19 protein-coding genes are annotated in these 23,603 nt (G+C 71.0%); 10 read left to right on the forward strand and 9 right to left on the reverse strand.

Annotation, left to right across the window (positions count from 1 at the left end):
* The first annotated feature begins 2 nt into the window (after nt 1-2).
* Nucleotides 3-527 carry a hypothetical protein gene (locus tag ACWDZ4_RS21205; RefSeq protein ID WP_451509956.1) on the forward strand — a complete coding sequence of 175 codons (525 nt, stop codon included), beginning with the start codon at nt 3-5 and terminating at the stop codon, nt 525-527.
* Between the two features lie 74 nt (nt 528-601).
* On the opposite strand, the gene ACWDZ4_RS21210 is transcribed toward ACWDZ4_RS21205, so the two are convergent.
* Nucleotides 602-766, reverse strand: coding sequence for a hypothetical protein (locus tag ACWDZ4_RS21210; RefSeq protein WP_451509957.1), 165 nt, complete (start codon nt 764-766; stop codon nt 602-604).
* Between the two features lie 208 nt (nt 767-974).
* Nucleotides 975-3,971, reverse strand: coding sequence for an AfsR/SARP family transcriptional regulator (locus tag ACWDZ4_RS21215; protein ID WP_451509958.1), 2,997 nt, complete (start codon nt 3,969-3,971; stop codon nt 975-977).
* Between the two features lie 370 nt (nt 3,972-4,341).
* Here ACWDZ4_RS21215 and ACWDZ4_RS21220 point away from each other — a divergent pair, with 370 nt between their 5' ends.
* Complete coding sequence (locus ACWDZ4_RS21220) at nt 4,342-5,910, forward strand: APC family permease (RefSeq protein WP_451509959.1); 1,569 nt, start codon at nt 4,342-4,344, stop codon at nt 5,908-5,910.
* 113 nt (nt 5,911-6,023) lie between these two features.
* Here ACWDZ4_RS21220 and ACWDZ4_RS21225 read toward each other — a convergent pair whose 3' ends face one another.
* The 3 genes from ACWDZ4_RS21225 to ACWDZ4_RS21235 all read right to left on the reverse strand — a co-directional run bounded on the left by ACWDZ4_RS21225 (nt 6,024) and on the right by ACWDZ4_RS21235 (nt 7,811).
* Nucleotides 6,024-6,656, reverse strand: a complete 633-nt coding sequence (locus ACWDZ4_RS21225) for an MBL fold metallo-hydrolase (protein WP_451509960.1) — start codon at nt 6,654-6,656, stop codon at nt 6,024-6,026.
* Between the two features lie 103 nt (nt 6,657-6,759).
* Nucleotides 6,760-6,948: a DUF397 domain-containing protein gene (locus ACWDZ4_RS21230; protein WP_451509961.1), complete on the reverse strand. Its 189-nt coding sequence runs from the start codon at nt 6,946-6,948 to the stop codon at nt 6,760-6,762.
* Between the two features lie 11 nt (nt 6,949-6,959).
* On the reverse strand, nt 6,960-7,811 hold the full coding sequence (locus tag ACWDZ4_RS21235) for a helix-turn-helix domain-containing protein (RefSeq protein ID WP_451509962.1): 852 nt from the start codon (nt 7,809-7,811) through the stop codon (nt 6,960-6,962).
* A 225-nt stretch (nt 7,812-8,036) separates the two neighbouring features.
* On the opposite strand from ACWDZ4_RS21235, the gene ACWDZ4_RS21240 reads away from it, so the two are divergent.
* From ACWDZ4_RS21240 to ACWDZ4_RS21270, 7 genes are all read left to right on the forward strand, one after another.
* Nucleotides 8,037-8,495 (forward strand): ATP-binding protein, encoded by a 459-nt coding sequence (locus ACWDZ4_RS21240; RefSeq protein ID WP_451509963.1) that lies wholly within the window; start codon nt 8,037-8,039, stop codon nt 8,493-8,495.
* A gap of 477 nt (nt 8,496-8,972) precedes the next feature.
* Nucleotides 8,973-9,800 carry a TIGR03619 family F420-dependent LLM class oxidoreductase gene (locus tag ACWDZ4_RS21245; protein WP_451509964.1) on the forward strand — a complete coding sequence of 276 codons (828 nt, stop codon included), beginning with the start codon at nt 8,973-8,975 and terminating at the stop codon, nt 9,798-9,800.
* A gap of 121 nt (nt 9,801-9,921) precedes the next feature.
* Nucleotides 9,922-10,140 (forward strand): hypothetical protein, encoded by a 219-nt coding sequence (locus tag ACWDZ4_RS21250; protein WP_451509965.1) that lies wholly within the window; start codon nt 9,922-9,924, stop codon nt 10,138-10,140.
* A 131-nt stretch (nt 10,141-10,271) separates the two neighbouring features.
* On the forward strand, nt 10,272-12,905 hold the full coding sequence (locus tag ACWDZ4_RS21255) for a bifunctional FO biosynthesis protein CofGH (RefSeq protein WP_451509966.1): 2,634 nt from the start codon (nt 10,272-10,274) through the stop codon (nt 12,903-12,905).
* Between the two features lie 112 nt (nt 12,906-13,017).
* The gene (locus ACWDZ4_RS21260) at nt 13,018-13,527 is read left to right on the forward strand and encodes a hypothetical protein (protein ID WP_451509967.1); all 510 of its coding nucleotides are present in this window, start codon (nt 13,018-13,020) and stop codon (nt 13,525-13,527) included.
* A 116-nt stretch (nt 13,528-13,643) separates the two neighbouring features.
* Nucleotides 13,644-15,071 (forward strand): flotillin family protein, encoded by a 1,428-nt coding sequence (locus ACWDZ4_RS21265; RefSeq protein ID WP_451509968.1) that lies wholly within the window; start codon nt 13,644-13,646, stop codon nt 15,069-15,071.
* Nucleotides 15,072-15,282: 211 nt separating this feature from the next.
* On the forward strand, nt 15,283-16,398 hold the full coding sequence (locus tag ACWDZ4_RS21270; RefSeq protein ID WP_451509969.1) for an ADP-ribosylglycohydrolase family protein: 1,116 nt from the start codon (nt 15,283-15,285) through the stop codon (nt 16,396-16,398).
* Between the two features lie 77 nt (nt 16,399-16,475).
* Here ACWDZ4_RS21270 and ACWDZ4_RS21275 read toward each other — a convergent pair whose 3' ends face one another.
* The 4 genes from ACWDZ4_RS21275 to ACWDZ4_RS21290 form a co-directional block, all read right to left on the reverse strand.
* Nucleotides 16,476-18,041 carry a sodium:solute symporter family protein gene (locus tag ACWDZ4_RS21275; RefSeq protein ID WP_451509970.1) on the reverse strand — a complete coding sequence of 522 codons (1,566 nt, stop codon included), beginning with the start codon at nt 18,039-18,041 and terminating at the stop codon, nt 16,476-16,478.
* 513 nt (nt 18,042-18,554) lie between these two features.
* Nucleotides 18,555-18,764 carry a DUF397 domain-containing protein gene (locus ACWDZ4_RS21280; protein ID WP_451509971.1) on the reverse strand — a complete coding sequence of 70 codons (210 nt, stop codon included), beginning with the start codon at nt 18,762-18,764 and terminating at the stop codon, nt 18,555-18,557.
* Nucleotides 18,765-18,949: 185 nt separating this feature from the next.
* Nucleotides 18,950-19,807 carry a helix-turn-helix domain-containing protein gene (locus ACWDZ4_RS21285; RefSeq protein ID WP_451509972.1) on the reverse strand — a complete coding sequence of 286 codons (858 nt, stop codon included), beginning with the start codon at nt 19,805-19,807 and terminating at the stop codon, nt 18,950-18,952.
* 295 nt (nt 19,808-20,102) lie between these two features.
* Nucleotides 20,103-20,849: a GOLPH3/VPS74 family protein gene (locus ACWDZ4_RS21290; protein WP_344496829.1), complete on the reverse strand. Its 747-nt coding sequence runs from the start codon at nt 20,847-20,849 to the stop codon at nt 20,103-20,105.
* 185 nt (nt 20,850-21,034) lie between these two features.
* Here ACWDZ4_RS21290 and ACWDZ4_RS21295 point away from each other — a divergent pair, with 185 nt between their 5' ends.
* A complete protein-coding gene (locus ACWDZ4_RS21295; RefSeq protein ID WP_451509973.1) occupies nt 21,035-23,467 on the forward strand; it encodes a hypothetical protein in 2,433 nt (810 codons plus the stop codon).
* The last annotated feature ends 136 nt before the right edge of the window (nt 23,468-23,603 follow it).

The raw sequence follows: 23,603 nt of genomic DNA on the forward strand, positions 1-23,603 counted from the left end.
GCGTGCAGCTTCGCCATGTCCGCGCTGTCGCCGTTTTCGGTATCGCCGTCTTCGCACTGACCGGGGCCCGGGGCTCCGGCGGCGGTGGCTGCGACAGCAACAGCAGCAGCGGTTCGAGCAGCAGCAGCGACGGTTCGAGCTACGACGACGACTACTCCACGTCGGGCGGCTCCGGCACGAGTGGCTCCTCCACGACCGGATCCACCACTTCGGGGACCGGTTCCAGCAGTGGCAGCAGGGCCATCAGGGACGTACGGATCGACTCCTGCCAGTACGACGTCTCCCGCGGCATCGTCGCCGCCGTCAGCGCCACCAACAGCAGCTCGTCCCAGAACTACACCTACACCTTCACGGTCTCGTTCACCGACCCCAGCGGCACGAGCCTCGGCGACCGCGACACCACCATGCCCATGGTGCTCGCGGGGGCGACCGACAGGCTCGACGTCGCCACCCCGTACGTCCCCAAGGAGGGCGAGACCTCCGGCGGCCGGTGCACCCTGACCAACGTCAAGCGCGTCGTGTCCTGACGCTCCTGGACATGCGGCGGCCGCGGTGGCTCCCCCTCCGCGCCACCGCGGCCGTTCCCCGTCGGTCCGAAGCTTCAGACCTCCTCGGACCCCGCGTGGTTGTCCTGGGTGGTGACCGTGCCCCCCGCGCCCTCGGACCCCGCGTGGTTGTCCAGGGTGGTGACCGTGCCCCCCGCGCCCTCGGACCCCGCGTGGTTGTCCTGAGTGGTGATCTTCTCGCTCTTCTTGGCGTCGCTCATGGTCGGTGTCTCCCGTTTCGGTGGCTGTTCTCAAGGTGACCAACGCCCGTTCGGCAACTCCCCCGAGGGTTGCCGAACGGGCGTGTCAGGGCCGTTCACCTTAGCGGTGAGGCCCGCGGCGAACCGTCTGCCCCCCGACGCGACGGATCGTTGAACAAGAGAGTGCCGGGCGGTGATAAACGATTGATGAACGTGCCGGTGGGTGGGCTCAGGCGGCAGCCAACGGCGTCAGAAGGCCGCGCACTTCGTCCGCCTCCGCGGCGCCGGTCTGCTCGTAGATGCTCAGCGCCTCGCGCCAGCAGGCCCTTGCGCGGCCCGCCTGCCCGAGCTGGTCGAGAGCCCGGCCCAGTGTGGTCAGGACATTGCCGCGCATCCAGTCGCCACCGATGCAGTGCAGGGCGAGCGCCTGCTCCGCGTGCTGCGCGGCCTGGGCGGGGCGGCGGGCGACGAGGTGTGCCTGGGCGATCCGGAAGTGCGTGGTGCCCTCCCACAGCCGCTGACGGTTGTCCTGGAAGACAAGCAGGGCCTCGCCGAGCTGATCGAGTGCCTCCGCCGGGCGCCCTGCCTGAGTCAGGGCGATGCCCAGGGCGAACCGGCCGTTGGCGAGGCGCAGCGTGAGACCCAGCTCGTCGTATATGTCAATGCCTTGCTGGGCGAGTTCGACCGCGCTGGAGGTCCGGTCCATGGCGACGTGGATACGGGACAGATTGCACAGGGCACTGGCTTCGCCGGGGCGGCTTCCACAGGCACGGAAGTTGTCGATGGCGTCCTGCAGGTAACGCTCACCGTCCGCGTGGCGGTTCTGGTAGAGGGCGATGATGCCGCGGTCGTTCGACGCCCATGCGACAGGGACCGGGTCCCCGGCCGCGCGCGCGTGGACGGTCGCCAGCCTCGCTTCCTCGTCCGCCGCGTCGAAGCGGCCGGACACGAGAAGAGCGGTGGTGAGCGTCGTGCGGGCGCGCCCCTCCGCCCGCGTGTCACCAACGGCGCGAGCCGCATCACGCAGGGCCATGGCGGTCGTCTCGTACTGGTGCGAGTTGGCCCCCGACTCGGCGAGGTCCTTTGCCGCCCAGAGCAGGTCGACGGCGCGCCTCAGCGTGTCGCCTGTGGCGGACTGCCGAACACATGCCAGCAGGCAGTTGGCCTCGACGTACAGCCAGTCGACGGCTGCGTGACCGTCGGTGAAGCGCAGGCCCGGGTGGTGTGCGGGCTCCAGGTGGTCCACCAGCCGGTCCCCCGGCCGCTCCAGCGCGTACACCGCCGCCGCCGTGGCCAGGTAGAAGTCCAGCAGCCGGGACAGCGCCCGCTCGCGCTCCGCCGGGCGCTGTTCGTCGCGTTCCGCGCAGGCGCGGGCGTAGAGGCGGACCAGGTCGTGGTAGCGGTAGCGGCCGGGGGCCGCCGATTCCAGGAGGGACGCGTCGACCAGGGATTCCAGGAGGTCCTCCGTGTCCTGGAGGGGCTGGTCCAGTACGGCCGCCGCCGCGGCCAGGGAGATGTCCGGGCCGTCCGCCAGGCCCAGGAGGCGGAAGGCGCGGGCCTGCTGCGGTTCCAGCTGGCCGTAGCCGAGCTCGAAGGTGGCTTTCACGGCCAGGTCGCCGGCCTGGAGTTCGTCGAGGCGGCGGCGTTCGTCCGCCAGTTTCGCCGCCAGGACCGAGACCGTCCAGGTGCGGCGGGCCGCCAGGCGGGCGGCCGCGATGCGGATGGCCAGGGGGAGGAAGCCGCAGGCGCCCACGACGTCCAGGGCCGCCTCGCGCTCGGAGACGACCCGTTCCTCTCCCACTATCTTCGTGAAGAGCTGGAGGGCCTCCTCGGGGGACATGACGTCCAGGTCGATCAGGTGCGCCCCCGCCAGGTCCACCATCCGCGCCCGGCTCGTCACCAGTGCCGCGCTCCCCGTCGTGCCGGGGAGCAGGGGGCGGATCTGCGAGGCGTCCCGGGCGTTGTCCAGGAGGACCAGGACACGGCGGCCGTCGAGGGTCGAGCGGTAGAGGGCGGCGCGTTCGTCCAGGGTGTCGGGAACGGCGGTGTCGGGGGTGCCCAGGGCGCGCAGGAACGCGCCCAGGACCGTTTCCGGTTCCGCCGCGCGCGAGCCCGCGCCCTGGAGGTCGACGTACAGCTGGCCGTCCGGGAAGTGCGGGCGGGCCGCGTGGGCCACGTGCACCGCGAGGGTCGTCTTGCCCACGCCGCCGATGCCGGCCACCGCCGACACCGCCATGACGCTGCTCTCGGCCGCGGCCAGGCGGTCGCCCAGTTCGCGTACGAAGGACAGGCGGCCGGTGAAGTCGGACACGGTGGCCGGCAGCTGCGCGGGGCGTACGACCGCCGGAGCGGCCGACGGCGGCGGTTCCACCGGGCGGGCCAGGTCCGCGTCGGCGGCCAGGATGCGCTGCTGGAGGTGCGAGAGCTCGGGGCGCGGGTCCACGCCCAGCTCGTCGGCGAGCAGGCGGCGGGTGTCGGCGTACACCGCCAGGGCCTCCGCCTGGCGGCCGCTGCGGTAGAGGGCGAGCATCAGCAGCTCGCGCAGGCGCTCGCGCAAGGGGTGCGCGGCCGTCAGCGCGGTCAGCTCCGAGATGGCCTCCGCGTGGCAGCCGACCTCCAGGTCCAGGTCGAGGCGGGTCTCGGTGAGCTGGAGCCGCCATTCCTCCAGCCGGGCGCGCTGGTTCTCGGCGTACGGGCCCGGGACCGAGGCCAGCGGTTCGCCGTCCCACAGGCCGAGCGCCTTGTTGATCAGGGTCCGGGCCTGGCAGCGGTCGCCGGAGGCGCGGCACTTCTCGGCGTCGGCGGCCAGCTCCTGCGCGACGGCCAGGTCGAGGGTGTCGGCGCCCGCCCTTATCGCGTACCCGCCGGACTCGCTGACCAGGACCTCCGGGTCCAGGGCCTTGCGCAGCCTGGAGGCGTACGTCCGTACCGCCGCCAGCGCCTGTGACGGCGGTTCCTCGCCCCAGATGCCGTCGATCAGCTCGGACGCGGTCGCGGTCCGGCCGTCGCGGAGCAGGAGGGCGGCCAGCAGGGCGCGCTGCTGCGGCGACCCGGTGCTGAGGGGTTCGCCGCCGCGCCAGGCGCGGACGGGCCCGAGCACGCTGAAGCGCACGGCGTCGCGCTGTGGAGGTTGGTGCCGGCTCCGGTCCTGGTGCCGGGTGCCCTCGCCGGGCTGCGGACCGGATGCCGGAGCCCGCTGCTCCGGTACCCGAGGTACGCCGTCCATCGCACTCCCCCTGCCTCTGCTGCCGCCTGCGGTCTGCCCCACCGCCCAGTCGCAACAGTCAGTTTGCCTTGTCCCCGGCGAATGCGTCAGCACCGGAAGGCGCCTCCCCATTACCTCCCCACCGCCGGTCACCCGGCCCGGACGAACCCTCCGGAAACCCGCACGGGAAACTTTCGAATGGGGCAAAATGGACAGCGTTGCGGTTTCCGCACCTCGGAAGTTTCTTTGTTGGCCTGGCAATGTTCACTTTTGGATCTTCGTTGCCTTTGATCTGCAAGCGATGGGGCGACCAGCTCCAGCGAATACAAGGATCTTTGGAACGGAGTGCAGTGCTCCGGATGTGGAAAACGCACCGGTTACCGTCCCGTCTATGACTCAGGTAGATATGCGGCCCAAGGCCGGAGACACGGTAAGGGGCGTACACGCCCCGGACGGCGCAGCCGTACGCGACAAGGGTCTCAGCAGTAAATCTGTCGGGCTCATGGGCAGCGCCGTCATCGGCATCTCCACGGTCGCCCCCGTCTACTGCCTCACCTCGACCCTCGGTTCGACCGCGGGCGAGGTCGGTCTGCAGATGCCCGCCATCTTCCTGGCCGGCTTCCTGCCGATGCTGCTGGTCGCCTTCGCGTACCGCGAGCTCAACCGCGTCATGCCGGACTGCGGCACCTCCTTCACCTGGACCGTGAAGGCCTTCGGGCCGCGCGTCGGCTGGATGTGCGGCTGGGGCCTGGTGATCGCGACGATCATCGTCCTCTCGAACCTGGCGGGCGTCGCCACCTCGTACTTCTGGCTGCTCGCCGGCCAGCTCACGGGCAACGACGCGATCAGCGCCCTGGACGACAACAAGGCCGTCCACATCCTCACCTGCCTCGTCCTGATCGCCATCGCCACGGCGATCAGCTACCGGGGCATGACGGCCACCAAGGGCGTGCAGTACGCCCTGGTCGGCCTCCAGCTCGTGGTGCTCGCCATCTTCGTGGCGATGGCCTTCCAGAAGGCCGGCAGCGGCACCTTCGACACGGGCCTGGACTTCTCCTGGTCCTGGATGAACCCGTTCGCCGTCCAGTCCTTCGCCGCCTTCACGGCCGGCCTCTCCCTGTCGATCTTCATGTACTGGGGCTGGGACGCCTGCCTGACCGCGAACGAGGAGACCACCGGCAGCGCCAAGACGCCGGGCCGCGCCGCCCTCATCGCGATGCTCGTCCTGGTCGCCTCCTACCTGGCCACCGGCGTCGCCGCCCAGATGGCCGTCGGCTCCGGCGACAAGGGCCTCGGGCTCGCCAACCCGGAGAACTCCGCCAACGTCTTCGCCGTCCTCGGCGAGCCCGTCATGGGCCTGGTCCTCGGCATCTTCCTGTCGCTCGCGGTGTTCGCCTCCGCCGCGGCCAGCCTCCAGACGACGTTCATCCCGGTCGCCCGCACGGTCCTGGCCATGTCCGCGTACGAGGCGCTCCCGGCGTCGTTCGCCAAGGTCCACCCGCGCTTCAAGTCCCCGGGGCGCGCGACGGTCATCGCGGGCATCTCCACCGGCGTCTTCTACTCGGTCATGACGCTGCTCAGCGAGAACGTCCTGATCGACACGATCTACGCCCTCGGCCTGATGATCTGCTTCTACTACTCGATCACCGCGTTCGCCTGCGCCTGGTACTTCCGCCGCGAGCTGCTGAACTCCGCACGCGACTTCGTCTGCAAGGGCCTGTGCCCGGCCCTCGGCGGCGTCCTGCTGACCTCGGTGTTCGGCAAGACGCTGTACGACATGTGGGACCCGGCGTACGGCAGCGGCTCGGAGGTCCGCGGCGTCGGCTCGGTCTTCATCATCGCCGTCGGACTGCTGCTGCTCGGCGTCGTACTGATGCTGGTCATGCAGCGCCGCAACCCGGCCTTCTTCCGCGGCGAGGTGCTGACGAAGGAGACCCCGGTGCTGGTCGTCGAGGACTGACCCCGCGGAGTCCGCCCGGCCGGACGACGTGCGGACGACGACATACCCGAGTCACGAGAGGGCCGGGGAAGCCGCATGCGGCTTCCCCGGCCCTCTGTCGTCGGGCCTCGTGCTCAGCCGATCGGGAAGGTGGCGCCGGGGGACGCGTAGTCGACGGGGCCGTCGAACCGGGTCGCGGCTCGTCGCACCGCCTGCTGCGCGGTGAGGAAGCGGCCGACGTGCGTGCCGATCAACCGGCCGGACCGGGCCGCGCGGGCCGTCTCACCGGCGTCTTCAGGCGTGTGATGCACCTGGGCGCCCTCGGCCAGGCTCGTGAGGCTCGCGCACGGCGCCGTGTCGCCCGAGTGGACCAGCGAACTCGAACCGTCTGCGGCCTCGACGCGGACGGCGGAGGCCGGGATGCCGTGCGCCACTGCCCGGCTGGTCAGCGTGAGTGCGCCGACCTGCGCCTGATGGCCGTCGTGCAGCTCATGGACCTCGAAGGCGGATTCGACCGGACTGCGGGTCGAGGTGTTGGTGAGGAAGTGGGCCAGCCGGTCGGCGGTCCCCGGCGGCCCGTACAGGGGGATCGGCGCTGCGAGCCGTACGTCAGCGAAGAGGGCGCCGTAATAGGCGGTGAGCAGGTCCGCGCTGTGGTCGGCGTGCAGGTGCGAGATCCAGACGGCGTCCAGCTCGTCCAGCCGCGCGTGCCGCTGCAGCTCGGCCGGCGTCCCGCTGCCCGCGTGCCGCTGCCCGCGTCCATCCACACCCGCGTGTCGCCGCTGGACAGCAGGTAGCCGGAGCAGGGGTTGTCGACGCTGGGGTGAGGCGTCGCGCATCCGAGAACGGTGAGACGGAGAGGGCTGCTGGTCATGGGCGTGGGCGACCTGGTGCGAGGCTCTGGATCAGGGCCTTCCACGCGGTGGGGGTGGTGCTGAGTACGGCGTGGGCCGGGTCCGCGCTCTCGGTGAGGAGGACGGTGCGGTCGTCGGCGGCCACGTGTACGCAGGACTCGCCCTGTCCGCAGAACGAAGACTTCTGCCACTCGGCGGTGTGCATCAGGTTCCCCTTCACGAGTCGTGGGTCAGGTTGTGGATGAGGTCGCGTGACGCGGAGGGCTCCAGAGCCACGGCCTCCATCCGGGCGAGGAGCACCCGGTACATCTCCAACTGGGCCTCGGCATCAATAAGCGCCGGCCCATGTGATTGGTCCAGTGAGACGGTGTCGAGCTGGGGTACGGGGCCGTGTGCGTACAAGATCGTCTGTCCCGAACCCGGGTAGGCGCCGATGGCGAACGGGATCACCTGGATGGTGATGTGCTCTCGCTCGCTCTGGTCGAGCAAGTGCTCCAGCTGCCGTTTGGCGACAGACGGGCCGCCGACGGGTACGCGCAGAGCGGCTTCGTGGATGACCGCGTGGAACGGTGCCGGGTTTGCCCGGTCGAGCAGGGCCTGTCGCTGGAGCCGGTGGTTCACGCGGTGCTCAACCTCGGCGCGCGAGAACTCTGGGACGACCTGTCGGAAGATCTCGCGGGCATGGTCCGTGATCTGAAGCAGCCCCGGAATGTGCGACGTGGTGGCGGACCGCAGCCGGGTGGCGTGGTGTTCCAGCTCGGCGAGGTCCAGCAGCGGCGTCGGGAGCACCTCCCGGAACGTCTCCCACCAGCCACTCTTGCGCTCGGTGGCCAACGCGACGAGGGCCTCGACGTAGGCATCGTCGGAGCAGCGGTAATTGCGTGCCATCGCGTGCAGACGCTCTGGGCTCACACCGAACCGGCTGGCCTCGATGTTGCTGAGCTGGGCCTGACTGATGCCGAGCAGGCCGGCACTCTCAGTGGCCGACAATCCTGCTCGCTCGCGGAGCCTCCGCAACTCCGTGCCCAGGCGTAGGCGCCGCGCCGTGGGAGTGACCCTTGCGGCCATTCCTCAACTCCCTTTTTTCCTGAGGCATTCAGTCCGTCACTCACAAGAGGGAAAGACTCACGTGATTGCCGGATCTGCAAACACTTTATGTCGGTAGCCCGCTAGTTTGTGACTCAGGCCACTCGCCCGGAAGTACCCCGCTCGACGGAGCGGCACCGTCAACGGGCACCGCACCTTCCCTCACGCGCGTCACGGTCCAACTCCCCACAGTGATCGGAGACTTCCATGGCCACGGTAACCCCGTCCTGGGCCTACACCCTCCACCTTCCGCACGATCCCCGCGCTCCCGGAATCGCCCGCGCGACCCTGCGTGCCGTACTGGCGACGTACCGGCTGACCGAACTCACGGACACGGCTGAGCTGTTGGCGTCGGAGCTCGTCACCAACGCCCAGCGGCACACCAGCAGTCCGTACTCCTTCCGCCTTCGCCCGGTCGGCCCCGACCGCCTGCGCCTCGCCGTGTGGGACGCGGACCCGTTCATCCCCGCAGCGTTCACGGGGGCGTCCGGCGGGATGGCGACGCCCGCCGACGACACCGCGGAAGGGGGCCGGGGCCTCCACCTCGTCCAGGCATGCGCGGACAGGTGGGGCGGCTACCCGCTCGGCGGGGCGTACTACCCGGGGCGGCCGGGTGGCGGGAAGCTGCTGTGGGCCGAGTGCGGACGCAAGGGCCGGGCGTGGTGAGGCCGGCCGTGCCACCCGAGCACGACGGGGGAGCGATGCCCCTGCCGCAGATCCGGACCGTGGACGACCCGCGCAGTGCGCTCGATCGCTACGGCTTCCCCTGCCGACCGGGAGAAGTGCGGAGCCGAGCTGCCAGCCGCCACAGGGGCCTCTCCGGCCAACGACTTCGAGGGCGCGGCCGCCGTCGTACGGGCGTACCGTCACCGGGTCCGGATCAGGAACCCGTCCGACATCATGGCGGCTTTCGAAGACGCACGGTCCGAGGGCAGTGGCCCATGACCGAGATCCCGCTGGAAGAGGTCGACCGAGCCGTACGGGCCGGGCTGTCGGCTCTGGCTGCTCTCTTCCCTCCCGCGCATGCTCCGGGAGGGAAGAGAGCAGCCACCGGACCCCTCGGTTCCGGGCGCGGCAGGACGTAGGTTGGGCGGTCACCGGCCGGTCCGCAGGACGGCCCGGACGACGACGAGGAGTCCCCGTATGCGGATCGCCGCCACGGTCTTCCTGACCGACGAGACGATCACCCCGGTACGGCTCGCACGCGAGCTGGAGCAGCGGGGGTTCGCCGGGCTGTACCTGCCCGAGCACACCCACATCCCGGTGTCCCGCGAGTCCCCGTACCCGGCGGGCGGTGAACTCCCGCGCGAGTACGGCCGTACGCTCGACCCCTTCGTCGCCCTCGGCCAGGCCGCCGCGGTCACCGAACGGCTCGGCCTGGGCACCGGCATCACGCTGGTCGCCCAGCACGACCCGATCGGCCTGGCCAAGCAGATCGCGACCCTGGACCACCTCTCCGGCGGCCGTTTCACGCTCGGCGTCGGCTACGGCTGGAACCGGGAGGAGGCCGCGGACCACGGCGTCGAGTGGCGCACGCGCCGCGAGCGGACCCGGGACCGGATGGCGCTGATGCGGGCGCTGTGGGCGGCGGAGCCGACGGCGTACACGGGCGAAACGGCGTCCGTGCGGGCGTCCTGCGCCTACCCGAAGCCGGCCGGCGCCGCACCCCGCACGCTGATCGGCGGCGGCGCGGGTCCCCAGCTGTTCGCGCACATCGCCGAGTACGCGGACGGATGGCTTCCGATCGGCGGCCGGGGTCTGGGGGAATCGGTGCCGGTGCTGCGCGAGGTGTGGGAGAAGGCGGGCAGGTCCCCGGAGGACCTCCAGGTGGTTCCGTACGCGGTGATTCCCAGTCCGGGCAAGCTGGCGCACTACGCGGACCTGGGCATCACGGAGGTGGTGCTGCACCTGCCGCCCGCGGCCGAGCCGGAGATTATCCGCGTACTCGACGAGTACGCCGCGTTTGTCTGAGCGGCGCCACACTTTCCGGCGCAAACCCCCTGTGCCCGGCGGCCGGGCGCCGCTACCTTGGCCCCTTCGGCATGGACCGCGCCCGGCCGCACGGCCGGACCTCGGGGGAGAGGCACCGCACATGCAGAGAAGCCCGTTCAGCATCGTCGCGATCGTTTTCGGCGCGGTGGCACTGTTCTTCTGCCCGCCGCTGTTCGGCATCCTCGGCCTGGTCTTCGGCGGGATAGCCAAGTCCAAGGACGAGCCGCTCGCCGTGACGGGTCTGATCGTCGCGGCGGTCGGGCTGGTCGTCGGCATGATCCTGGGGTTCGTCGTCTTCAGCTCGATGTCGGCCCCCTGACCGGCCGGCCCCCTGACCGGCGCTCTCGGCAACCGGCGCCGGGTCCGGGCGGAGCGGTCCGGGACCTGCGCGGTGTGCGGTGGTGCTCCGCGCAACGGTCCGTACCGGTGTGCGCTCGTATGCTCGGACGCATGACGACGAGCGCACCGCAGGGACACGGGAACGAACAGGGGCACGAGGGCGGGGAAGGTGCCGGAGCAGGGACGGGGCCCACCGCCAACAGCATGCGGCGTGCGCTCAGGCGTGCGCGGGACGGGGTCGCGCTCGACGTCGCCGAGGCCGCCGTACTGCTCCAGGCGCGCGGCGGTGACCTCGAGGACCTCGCCGCCTCCGCCGCGCGGGTGCGCGACGCGGGGCTGGAGGCCGTCGGGCGGGCCGGGGTCATCACGTACTCGCGCAAGGTGTTCATCCCGCTGACGCGCCTGTGCCGTGACACGTGCCACTACTGCACCTTCGTGACCGTTCCCGGGAAGCTGCGGCGCGCGGGGCACGGGATGTTCCTGTCGCCCGACGAGGTACTGGACATCGCGCGCCGCGGCGCCGAAACGGGCTGCAAGGAAGCCCTGTTCACGCTCGGCGACCGGCCCGAGGAGCGGTGGCCCGAGGCCCGGGAGTGGCTGGAGGCCGAAGGGTACGACGACACCCTCGCGTACGTACGGGCCATGGCGATCCGCGTACTCGAGGAGACGGGACTGCTGCCCCACCTCAACCCCGGTGTCCTGTCGTGGACCGACCTCCAGCGGCTCAAGCCCGTCGCCCCCTCCATGGGCATGATGCTGGAGACGACCGCGACCCGCCTGTGGTCCGAGCCCGGCGGCCCGCACCACGGCTCCCCGGACAAGGAGCCCGCCGTACGGCTGCGCGTGCTGGAGGACGCCGGACGCTCCAACGTCCCCTTCACGACCGGGCTCCTGATCGGGATCGGCGAGACGTACGAGGAGCGGGCCGACGCGCTCTTCGAACTCCGCAAGACCGCCCGCGCCTACCACGGCATCCAGGAAGTCATCGTCCAGAACTTCCGCGCCAAGCCGGACACCGCCATGCGCGGCATGCCCGACGCCGAGCTGGAGGAGCTGGCCGCCGCCGTCGCCGTGGCCCGCCACATCCTGGGACCGAGCGCCCGCATCCAGGCACCGCCCAACCTCGTCGACGCCGAGTACGCGCTCCTCATCGGCGCCGGCATCGACGACTGGGGCGGCGTCTCGCCGCTCACCCCCGACCACGTCAACCCCGAGCGCCCCTGGCCGCACATCGACGAGCTGGCCGCGCAGACCGCCGCCGCCGGCTTCGAGCTGCGTGAACGGCTCACCATCTACCCGGAGTTCGTCCGACGCGGCGAGCCCTGGCTCGACCCCCGGCTGGTCCCGCACGTACGGGCGCTCGCCGACCCGGAGACCGGGCTGGCACGCGAGGACGTACGGCCGAAGGGCCTGCCGTGGCAGGAGCCCGACGAGGGCTTCACCGCGACCGGCCGCACCGACCTGCACCGCACCATCGACACCGACGGGCGCACCGGCGACCGCCGCGACGACTTCGACGACGTGTACGGCGACTGGGACGCGCTGCGCGAGGCCGCCGCCCCCGGCATGGTGGCGCAGCGCATCGACACCGACGTACGGCAGGCGCTGCGGCAGGCCGCGGACGATCCGACGAAGCTCGGCGACGACGAGGCGCTGGCGCTGCTGCACGCGGACGGCCCGGCGCTGGACGCCCTGACCCGGATCGCCGACGAGCTGCGCCGCGACGTCGTGGGCGACGACGTCACGTACATCGTCACGCGCAACATCAACTTCACCAACGTCTGCTACACCGGCTGCCGTTTCTGCGCCTTCGCCCAGCGGCGCACGGACGCCGACGCCTACACGCTGTCGCTGGACCAGGTCGCCGACCGGGCCCAGCAGGCGTGGGAGGTCGGCGCGGTCGAGGTGTGCATGCAGGGCGGCATCCACCCCGACCTGCCGGGCACGGCGTACTTCGACATCGCGCGCGCCGTGAAGGAACGCGTCCCGGACCTGCACGTGCACGCGTTCTCGCCGATGGAGGTCGTCAACGGCGCCACCCGCACCGGCATGTCGGTCCGGGACTGGCTGACGGCGGCGAAGGAGGCCGGACTCGGTTCGATCCCCGGGACCGCCGCCGAGATCCTCGACGACGAGGTGCGCTGGGTCCTCACCAAGGGCAAGCTGCCGACCGCGACCTGGATCGAGGTCGTGAAGACCGCGCACGAACTGGGCATCAGGTCCTCGTCGACCATGATGTACGGGCATGTCGACCAGCCCAGGCACTGGCTCGGCCACCTGCGGACCCTGGCCGCCGTCCAGCAGGAGACCGGTGGCTTCACGGAGTTCGTGACGCTGCCCTTCATCCACACCAACGCGCCCGTCTACCTGGCCGGCATCGCCCGGCCCGGCCCGACCGACCGCGACAACCGCGCCGTCACCGCCATGGCCCGCCTCCTCCTGCACCCCCACATCACCAACATCCAGACCAGCTGGGTGAAGCTGGGCGCGGAGGGCGCGGCCGAGATGCTGCGCTCCGGCGCCAACGACCTCGGCGGGACGCTGATGGAGGAGACCATCTCGCGGATGGCGGGCTCCAGTTACGGTTCGTACCGCTCCGTCCAGGACCTCGTCGCGATCGCGGACGCCGCGGGCCGGCCCTCGAAGCCGCGCACGACGCTGTACGGCGACGTACCGCCGGAGCGGCAGCGGGCGGCGGCCGCGTCGGACGGGCACCTTCCGGAGTTGCTTCCGGTGCTGGAGTGAAGCGGCATCAAGGGAGCGTAAACATTGCCGGAACCCGGCAATGTTTTCTTCCGGCCCTGCGTGAGACGATCCCTTCTGTCCACCAGATCGGCGCACCCGGGGGGAGCGGCGGATGACTGTTTTTCTTGGTCTCGGCATTGCGGGGATCGTGCTGCTGGCCCTCTCGCTGATCTTCGACGGGATTCTTGAAGGGCTGTTCGGGGGAGCCCTCGACGGCCTCTTCGACGGCCTGCTCTCGCTGCCCGTGATCGCCGGATTCCTCTCGATGTCCGGCTTCGGCGGCGCCATCATGCTCGGCGCCACGGGGCTCGGAGCCGGTGCGGCCACGGGGGTCGGGGTGGCGGCGGGGGTCGCGGCGGGCTGGCTCGCGTGGAAGTTCAGCCGGGCGCTGATGCGCGACCAGACCGACGCCACCCCGCGCGGCACCGACCTCGTCGGCACCGCCGGGTCCGTCGTGACCGCGATTCCCTCCGACGGGTACGGCGAGGTGATGCTGCGGCTCGGCGGCCAGCCGGTCAAGCTCGCGGCCAAGAGCGCGGTGCCCGTCGCGCGGGGCGCCGAGATCTGGGTGGAGGCGTCCCTGTCGAGCACCTCGGTCGCGGTGCGCCCCGTCGAACGCTGACACCGCTTCGCGCCGTCCCGCAGTCCCGCGTACCGCTTCCCGTGTACCGCGTACCACTTTTCCCGCGCACCACTCCAACTGCTGCCGTCCCCCGGGGAGGCAGGGGGGAATTCCTCATGAGTCCAGTCATCGTCGCTGTCGTCGGAGTCGTCGTACTCCTCGTCCTGCTGGCCCTTGTCGTCATCACGCGCTACAAGGTCGCCGGCCCCAGCGAGGCCTTCATCATCACCGGCCGTCGCGGCAAGACGTCCGTCGACCCGGTCACCGGTCAGACCTCCACCGACAACAGCGGCCAGAAGGTCGTCGTCGGCGGCGGCGTCTTCGTCGTGCCGTTCGTCCAGCAGAAGTTCACCCTCGACCTGTCCAGCCGGCACATCCCGATCTCCGTGCGCGGCGCCGTCACCCTGCGCGGTGTGAAGGCCAACCTCGAAGGCGTCGCGATCGTCAAGGTCGGCGGCAGCGAGGACGCGATCCGGGCCGCCGCCCAGCGTTTCCTCCAGCAGCAGGACGGCATCGTCGGCTTCACGCAGGAAGTGCTGTCCGGTGCGCTGCGCGCCATCGTCGGCCGGATGTCGGTCGAGGACATCATCCGTGACCGGGCCGCCTTCGCCGGTCAGGTCGCCGAGGAGGCCGAGGCGAGCCTCTCCGGGCAGGGCCTGATCCTCGACGCCTTCCAGATACAGGACATCACCACCGAGGGCTCCTACCTGGAGGACCTGGGCCGCCCCGAGGCCGCCCGTGCCCGCCAGGAGGCCGACATCGCCGAGGCCATCGCCAAGCGGGCCTCGGAGCAGGCCCGGCTGAAGGCGGCCGAGGAGATCGCCATCGCGGAGCGGACCTTCTACCTCAAGCAGGCCGAGATCCGCGTCGAGACCGAGGCCGCGGCCGCCAAGGCCAACGCCGCCGGTCCGCTCGCCGACGCCGCACGCCAGCAGGAAGTCCTCGCCGAGCAGGAGAAGGTCGCCGAGCGCCAGGCGGCCCTGACCGACCGCGAGCTCGACACGAAGGTCCGCAAGCCCGCCGACGCCGCCCGTTACCAGGCGGAGCAGGAGGCCGAGGCCCGTCGTGTCGCGCAGGTCAAGGAGGCCGAGGCGGACGCCGAGCGCTCCCGCCTCACCGGTGAGGGCGAGAAGCTGCACCGCGCGGCGCTCGCCGAGGCCGTACGGATCGAGGGCGAGTCGGAGGCCGCCGCCATCGCCGCGAAGGGTTCGGCGGAGGCCGAGGCGATGCGCAAGAAGGCCGACGCGTTCGCGCAGTACGGCGACGCGGCCGTCCTCCAGATGCTCGTCGAGGTGTTGCCGCAGGTCGTCGCCAAGGCGGCCGAGCCGATGAGCGCCATCGACAAGATGACCGTCATCTCCACGGACGGCGCGAGCCGGCTGTCCCGTACGGTCACCGACAACGTCGCCCAGGGCATGGAGCTGCTCAGCTCCACCACCGGAGTCGACCTCGCCGAGCTGCTCAAGGGCATCACGCAGCGGGGAGCGAAGCCGGCCGCCCCCGAGCAGACCGAGGCGAACGGCAAGATCCGGATCACGGACTGAGCCGTGCGGACGGTCTCTCCGCGCGCCACGGTCCCCTCGCCGGAAGGGCTCGAACCGAGCCTTCCGGCGAGGGGCGCCATGCGGCGGAGCCGTGAAGCAGCTGCCCCCTGAACACCTTCTTCCCCTTCGGTTACAGTGCTGCGCCGGACGCCGACGGCGGACGGCAGGCGTCGCCCACACAGGCGCCGGCCACAGGGGAAGGGCAGAAGCGGTGAGCGCACCAGTCACATCCGTATGGGGCCGTGCCGAGCAGCAGGACTTCCGCAGCCGGGTACGCGGCTGTCTGCTCGGCGGCGCCGTGGGCGACGCGCTCGGCGCCGGTGTGAGCGCCCTGAGCCTGGACGAGATACGCGCGGCCCACGGCACCGACGCGGTCACCGACCTCGTCCCCGCCTACGGAAGACGCGGCGCCGTCACCGCCGGCACCCAGCTGACGCTCTTCACGGTCGACGGCCTCATACGGGCCCAGGTGCGCCGCGACACCGGCGCCTGGCACCCGCCCACCGACATCCACCGCGCGCATCTGCGGTGGGCCGCCACCCAGCGCGACTGGGGCCCGGACGAACGACGCGAGGACAGCGGCTGGCTCGCCCTCGAGGAGTGGCTGTACGCCCGCCGCGACCCCTCCCGCGAGTGCCTGACCGGACTCGCCGACGCGACCATGGGGACCCTCGAACGTCCCAGGAACCCCACGGCCCGCGACTTCGGCGCCGTCACCCGCTCCGCGCCCTTCGGGCTCCTCGTCGGGTGGGACCCCCAGCTCGTCCTCCAGCTCGCCGTCGAGTGCGCCGCCCAGACCCACGGCCACCCCGCCGCGTACCTCTCGGCCGGGGCGTTCGCCGTCGTCGTGCACGGCCTGGCACGCGGCGAGAGCCTCGACGCGGCCGTCCAGCGCGCCCTCGCCCTGCTCGCCGCGCGCCCGGGGCACCAGCCCGTCACCGACGCCCTCAAGCACGCCCTCGGCGCCGTACGCCAGGGGATACCCTCCCCGGCGCGCGTCGAGTCCCTCGGCGGGGGCCGCACCGCCGAGGACGTCCTCGGCGTCGCCGTCTACTGCGCCCTCGTCGGAGAGGACGTCCGCCACGGCCTGCGCCTCGCCGTCAACCACGGCGGAGCCTCCGAGGCGACCGGCGCGCTGTGCGGCAGCCTGCTCGGCGCCCTGCACGGCGAGACCGCGCTGCCGCCGGGGTGGCTCGCCGAGCTGGAGGGGCGCGGCACGGTCCTCGAACTCGCCGACGACTTCGCGATGGAGATGACCCAGGGCCCCGCCCTGCACGGCCCCGCGGTCAGCGCCCCAGGCTGGCTGGTCCGCTACCCGAGGGCCTGAGCACGTCCGTACTCCGGCCCCCGGGCCCGCCCCGTCCCGCACCCTGCCCGACACCCCGCCCGCGCCCCGCCCCGCCCTCAGTCGGCCGCGCCTTCGCGCGCCTTCACCTCCCCGGCCGCCGCCGGAGCCGGGACCGCCGCGCCCGCGCCCGTGGCCGGCCCGCCGCCGTCGTCCGAGTTGATGCGCGCGAGCACCGCGTCGCGCTCGGGGGTGTCCTCCGGCTTGACGAAGCCGATCAGGATGTACAGCACCAGGGAGACCGCGAGGGGCACCGACACCTGGTACTGCGTCGCCACGCCGCCCATCCCGTAGTTCAGCAGCCAGAAGGCGAACAGCCCGCACGCCCAGGAGACCAGCGCCGCCGTCGGCCCGGACCTGCGGAACCGGGGCAGCAGCCCCAGCATGAACGGGATCGCGATCGGCCCCATCAGCCCCGCGACCCACTTGATGACGACCGTGATGATGTCCTTGAACGCCGGCGAGTTCACCTGCGTCGCGATCGCCATCGACAGGGCCAGGAACGCCACGGTCGACAGCCGCGCCGCCACCAGACCGGCCCGCTGCGACCAGCCGCGCGCCTTCTGGGACAGCGCGGGCGCGATGTCGCGGGTGAAGACCGCGGCGATGGCGTTGGCGTCCGAGGAGCACATGGCCATGGTGTGCGAGAAGAACCCGACGATGACCAGGCCCAGCAGGCCGTGCGGGAGCAGCTGCTCGGTCATCAGGGCGTACGAGTCGGACGCGTCCGGCTTCTGCGCCTCGACCAGCAGCGGCGCGCACCACATGGGGAAGAAGAGGACCAGCGGCCACACCAGCCACAGGACTGCGGAGAGCCGGGCGGAGCGAGTGGCCTCGCGGGCGGTCGCCGTGGCCATGTAGCGCTGGGCCTGGTTCCACATGCCGCCCGAATACTCGAAGGTCTTGATGAAGAGGTAGGCCAGCAGGAACATCAGGGTGAAGTCGCCGGTCAGCGGGTCGTTGTGGCTCTCGGGGAGCTTGTCCCACACCGTCCACAGCGAGCTGAACCCGCCGAGCTCGGCCATCACCGCGAACAGCATCGCGAGACCGGCGAAGAGCTGGATGATGAACTGCCCGAGCTCGGTGAGGGCGTCGGCCCACAGCCCGCCCACGGTGCAGTAGACGCCGGTGACGACGCCGGTGATGAGGATGCCCTGGTTGAGCGAGAGGCCGGTGAAGACCGACAGGAGGGTGGCGATCGCCGCCCACTTGGCGCCCACGTCGACGATCTTCAGCAGGACGCCGGACCAGGCGAGGGCCTGCTGGGTCGAGATGTTGTAACGGGCCTTGAGGTACTCCAGCGGCGAGGCGACATGCAGCTTCGACCTCAGCCGGTTGATCCGGGGAGCGAACAGGCTCGCCCCGATCGCGATGCCGATCGCGATGGGGAACGACCACGTCACGAATGACGTGACGCCGTACTTGTACGCGATGCCCGCGTAGCCGGTGAACATGACCGCGCTGTAGCCGGACATGTGGTGCGAGATGCCGGAGAGCCACCACGGCATCTTTCCGCCGGCGGTGAAGAAGTCGCTGACGGTCTCCACGCGTTTGTGGGACCAGACGCCGATCGCGACCATGACGCCGAAGTAGCCGATGAGCACGGCCCAGTCGAGACTGTTCATGCCCCCTCCAGGGGTCCGCCTTATGCTGCTTGCTGCGTTCAACCGAGTGAACCGGATCGTGCTTCGTCAGTACGTTCCATTGGCGGAGTCCCCGTGCGGGAGCGGGGACTTCGGGGATTGAACCGCTCGCCGCGGGGGCCGGTCAAGACTTTCACCGGTCAGAGATGTGAACGCAGGACACAAAGCAGAACGTCTTTACCTTCCCTTGACCCTCCGGCCGTTGTCGTGGGGGCGAGGGCGGCCCCACCATGGGCGGGCGCTTCGTCAGGCGCCGTACACAGACCCCGGATACGCGAACGACCGCACGGGATGCGGGTCCCGTGCGGTCGGAAGAGCGGGGAGAAGGAGGGATGCGCGACTGCGCGCTTCAGCATGCCCGGGCCGGCGCGGGCGGGTACGCCGGAGCCCCCTCGGCCAGGACGGCGAACCGGTCGAGAGGGCTCATTGCGGTCGTACTTCGCGCATGGTGCTCCGCGCGTCGTGATCGGCGCGTCGTGCTCGGCGCGGGGCCGGTCAGCCGAGGTCGAACGTCCCCTGGCCGACGCCGCCCACGAACGTGCTCCAGGACCCGGGAGCGAAGGTGATCGAAGGGCCCTCGGGCACCTTCGAGTCCCGCACCGCGACGGCGTGCGTGACGGGGGACTTGACCTCTACACACGCGCCGTTGCCCCCGGAGTACGAGGACTTCGTCCAGGTGTCCGTAGCGCCCTGATGGATTGCCATGTTCGCTCCGATTTTGCTGGTCGTGGAGTGAGACACCAACGTTCTTGCTGGCGGGAGCGACGCTACTCGCGAACGCCCCCGTCCGAAGCGGCCGTTCACTCGACCGGATGGCATATTCCATGAGGGTCTTCCGCTGCGGGACGGCCACGGTGTACCGTTCCGGTTCCTCCGGCGGGCCCCCTGGTTCAGCGGGCGTAATCCTTCGCGATGTCCGCGATGAACTGCCGCGAGGCCTCGACGTTCAGCGCCTGGGCGCGCAGATGCTCGTACATCACGCTGTACTTCTGGACGTCGTTCGCCTTCTCCAGGTAGAGGTCGCTCGTGACCCCCTCGATGTAGACCACGCTGGAGTCCGCCGCGTCCGGGAACTCCAGGATCGCGTAGTGGCCGCTGATGCCGGGGTGCGCGCCCATGTCGAACGGGAGTATCTGGACCGTCACGTGGGGGAACTGGGACTGCTCCACCAGGTGTTCCAACTGCTCCCGCATCAGCTGTCTGTCCCCGACGACGCGGCGCAGCGCGGCCTCGTCGATGACGGCCCACAGGCGCAGCGGCTGCTCGGCCGAGAGGATGCGCTCCTGTCGGCGCAGTCTGACGTTGACCCGTTTCTCGACGTCGTTGACCGCCGTCTCGGGCAGCGCGCCGGTGATGAGCGCCTCGGCGTACCGCGGGGTCTGGAGCAGGCCGGGGACGATCTGGGGGTCGTACACGCGCAGTGAGGCGGCGTCCGTCTCCAGGCCGATGTAGACGCTGTACGGGATGTCGCCGAAGGCGTGCCACCAGCCCTGCTGGCGGGAGTCCTTGGCCATCTGCATCAGCGAGTCGACGATCCGGTGGTCCTCGACCTCGTACACCCCGCACAGGTCGCGCACGTCGCGCTGGCTGATGGAGCGGCGGCCGTTCTCGAGGCGGCTGATCTTCGACTGGGAGACCAGCAGGCGCTCCGCGACCTCCTCGGCCGTCATGCCCTTGAGCTCGCGGAGCCGGCGGAGCTCCTGGCCCAATCGACGTCGCCTGACGGTGGGATTGACGTTGGACGCCACGGGAACTGCACCTCCGGCTGAGTGCGTTGTGCGTATGTACGGCTGTACCGCTTGCACGCTCTACTGCTCAGCAGACTGCCACCATTGTTCGCCGCCGCGCTGGAAAATGACCACACGCGGTGCAGGCACGAGTGCGCGGGGTGGCGGTCCGGTCCGGTCCAGGAAGGTCTGGACGGCCGGTCCACCACCCCGCGCGCTTCGGTGCGGCTCCCGAACCGGGTCTTGGGGACGTCGGTGCGGCATCGGTGCTGGTCTTGCGGGTGCTGCCCGGGCGGTGCTGGTACTGCGGCCCGGCTCAGTGCGCCGCGAGGCGCGTCATGCCGTCGCGGTGCGACTGCGCCTGCGGCGGAGATTGCGATTGCATCGGTACGGACGGCTGCGGCCGGCCTCCCGCTGCGGGTGTCCGGCGGGGCTGTGCGGCCACACCGTTCTGGACGTCCATCACGGCGTGCGCCACGAGACCGCCCATGGGGTCGTGCCTGATCAGATCCCGGAGGCGGGAGCGTGATGAGCGCCCCTCGTTGCCGGGGTAGAGATGCTTGCCGAGCCCCACTGCGTGAGCGAGCGCGGCGAGCGCCGCGGTCCGCGGGTCCGGCGGTACGCCGGTGCGGATCGCGTTGTCCAGCCGGGTCCTGATCTCCCGGCAGATCACCGATTCCGTCGCCTGGTAGCGAGTCGTCGGCAGCACCCCGCACATCTGCCCCGCCACGGCATGCACCATGCCGCACCGTTCCAGATGCGAGAGATACGTCTGGCGGAGCCCCAGCCGGGGCCCGCCGATCCAGTGGACCGCCCGGACCGGGCTGCCGCGCCTGCGCAGCAGTTCCAGTGCGGAGTCCAATGTCGGATCTCCTGTCGGCCGTGCCATCACCACGGCGATACGATCCCCGTCTGGGGCTATCCGTCCTGCCAGAGCCAGCTCTACTAGCTGTGCCCCGGCCAGGCCGAGGTCGAGCGACTGCGGCTGCGCTGTGGTACCCGTTGCCGGGTCCAGAGCGAGCAGCAGAAGCTCCTCCGGAAGTGTTCTGCGACTCCTGCCCATCCATGCCTCCCCGCGTGGATGAGTGACAGGGTGACCCCTCTCACATTCATCTGTCGAGAGCGCCTGGGCGCTTTGCGAGGGAACCGGCAGGTATGTCGTTCTCGTCTAGCGAGGAAGTCCGGGTCTCAGACAGGACACTGGTACATGGTTCGGACATCGGACAGCGGGCGTATGCGCAAGCGCGTATGAAGGAGGCATCGGTGGCGGGCGAGTCCCCCGACAAGTCGGAGCAGCGGAAGTCGTCCGGGGGGACGGCGCCGGGTGAACGCGATCCGCGGCTCGCCGTTCTCCGGGAACCGGCCGGTTCGGCCGAACCGGCTGCGAAGCCGGAGCCGGAAGGCCGCGACCGCGTGGATCAGCCGACGGCGGTCTTCAAGATGCCCACGAGAACGGAACCGGAGGAGCCGCAGGCTCCCGAGGAGGCCGGGGAAGTCTCCGGGGAGGCCGAGGAGGCCCCCGAGGGGGCCCCGGGCAAGGCCCTGGAGGAGTCGGAGAGCGCGCCGGAGGCGCCGGGTGTCCCCGAGGAGCCGGGCGCCTCGCCGGGCGCGCCGGAAGGCGACGCACGCCTTCGGGCGGCGGTGGCGGCGTGGGTGGCGACAGGGGACCCGGACGACCGGGACCCGTCGGGTGCGGCTCCGGCTGCCGACGGGGACGGGGGCGAGGGCGAGGCTGAGGGCGAGGGCAAGGCCGGAGCCGAGGCTCGGGACGGAGTCGAGGGCGAGGGCGGAGCCGAGGCCGGAGCCGAGGACGAGGCCGCGACCGGGGTTCACGGCGACGAGGCTGACGGCGCGGAAGAAACGAAAGAAACGAAAGAAACGGAAGAAGCGGAAGAAGCGGAAGAAGCGGTTGCGGCACCCGGCGCCGACGAGCCGTCGGTGGACGGGGGCGCACCGGCCGGCGCCGACGGCGACGAACCCGCGGCGGATTCTTCCGAATCCAGCACGTCCAATACGTCCGACACATCCGTTAGGTCCGTCAAGCCTGATAAGGCCGGTACGTCCGAACCGGTCGAGCGGGACCGGGCACCCGAGGGAGCCGAGGGCGACTCCGACGACGGGGCGGACCAGGCGACGGCGGTGTTCAAGGCCGTGCGGCCGCGCCGGACCGTGGACCGGCCGACCACCGCGCTGAAGACCGTGAGCAGGCCCGAGTCCGCCACCGAGCGCACCAGCCAGTTCGTGCCGCTGAAGCCGGACACCGTCCGGCCGCCGGCCGGAAGGCCGCGCAGCGCCCCGGCCGCGCCGGCTGCCTCGGCCGCATCCGCCGCGCCTGCCGCATCCACCGCACCCGCCTCCCTCCCGGAGGCCGAGCGCACCCGGCAGCAGCCGTTGCCGCCCAGGCCGCCGCTCGACCTGCTCGCCGAGCTGACGAACACCCCGCCACCGCCGGAGACCCCGGTCAGGACCGCCGTGCGGCGGGTCAAGATCTGGACGCCGCTGGTCCTCCTGCTGGTGGTCGTCTTCGCCGTCGTACAGGCCGTGCGCCCGCTGCCCGAACCGCAGCTGACCATGACCGCGGAGCAGACGTTCACGTTCGACGGCGAGAAGCCCTCGCTGCCGTGGCCCGAGAAGGGCCAGGCGTTCATGGCGGCGTCGGGGGCGGGCTCCCTGGGCTCGTCCGGCGAGCAGACGCCCGTACCGATCGCCAGCGTGACGAAGGCCATGACGGCGTACGTCATCCTCAAGGAGCACCCGCTGAAGAGGGGCGAGAACGGCCCGTCGATCGAGATCGACGCGAAGGGCGAGACCGAGGGGCAGCTGGACAAGACGGACAACGAGTCCACGCTCAACACCGTCAAGGAGGGTGACAAGCTCTCCCTGCGCGACGCGCTCGCGGCCATCATGATTCCGTCCGCAAACAACATCGCGCGCCAGCTCGCGCGCTGGGACGCGGGTTCCGAGGAGGCGTTCGTCGAGAAGATGAACGACGCCGCCAAGGACCTCGGGATGACGAACACCACGTACACCGACCCGTCCGGTCTCGACGCGACGACGGTGAGCACGGCCGAGGACCAGGTGAAGCTCGGTCTGGAGCTGGTGGAGATGCCGGCGTTCCTGGACATCACCAAGCTGCCGTCCTGGACGGACCCCTCGGGGAGGAGCTGGCGCAACTGGAACGACCTCGTTCCGTACGACGGAGCGCTCGGCATCAAGACCGGCAGCACGACCAAGGCCGGCGGCAACCTGCTGTTCGCCGCGCACAAGATGGTCGGCGAGACCGACCAGCTGATCGTCGGTGCGGTCCTCGCCCAGCACGCCACGCCGATCCTCGGCACCGCCATCGGGGCGAGCAAGGAACTGATGCTCGCCACGCAGGACGCGCTGACCTCGCGGACGCTCGTGAAGAAGGGTGACGTGGTCGGCACGGTCGACGACGGGCTGGGCGGTACGACGCCGGTCGTCGCGACGAAGGACGTCAAGGCGGTCGGCTGGGCGGGCCTGGAGGTGCAGCTCGAACTGTCCGACGGCGGCTCGGCCGTTCCGCACTCGGCCGAGGCCGGGACCGAGGTCGGCATGCTGACCGTGGGCGAGGGGGCCAGTCAGGTCAAGGTCCCGGTCGCGTTGCAGCAGGACCTGGCGGAGCCGGACTTCGGCGCCAAGCTGACCCGCGTCGGCTGACGTCCGGGCGTTGAGCGAAGTGCTGCCGCCGGTCCCGGGAACCGGCGGCAGCGCCACGTGCGCTCCGTGTTAGCGTCCGGGCAACTGCGGGACGCGACAACGGCGTCCTTGTACACGTCGGGGGGTTTGTCGGTAC

It is taken from the genome of Streptomyces sp. NPDC003016 (assembly GCF_053591455.1).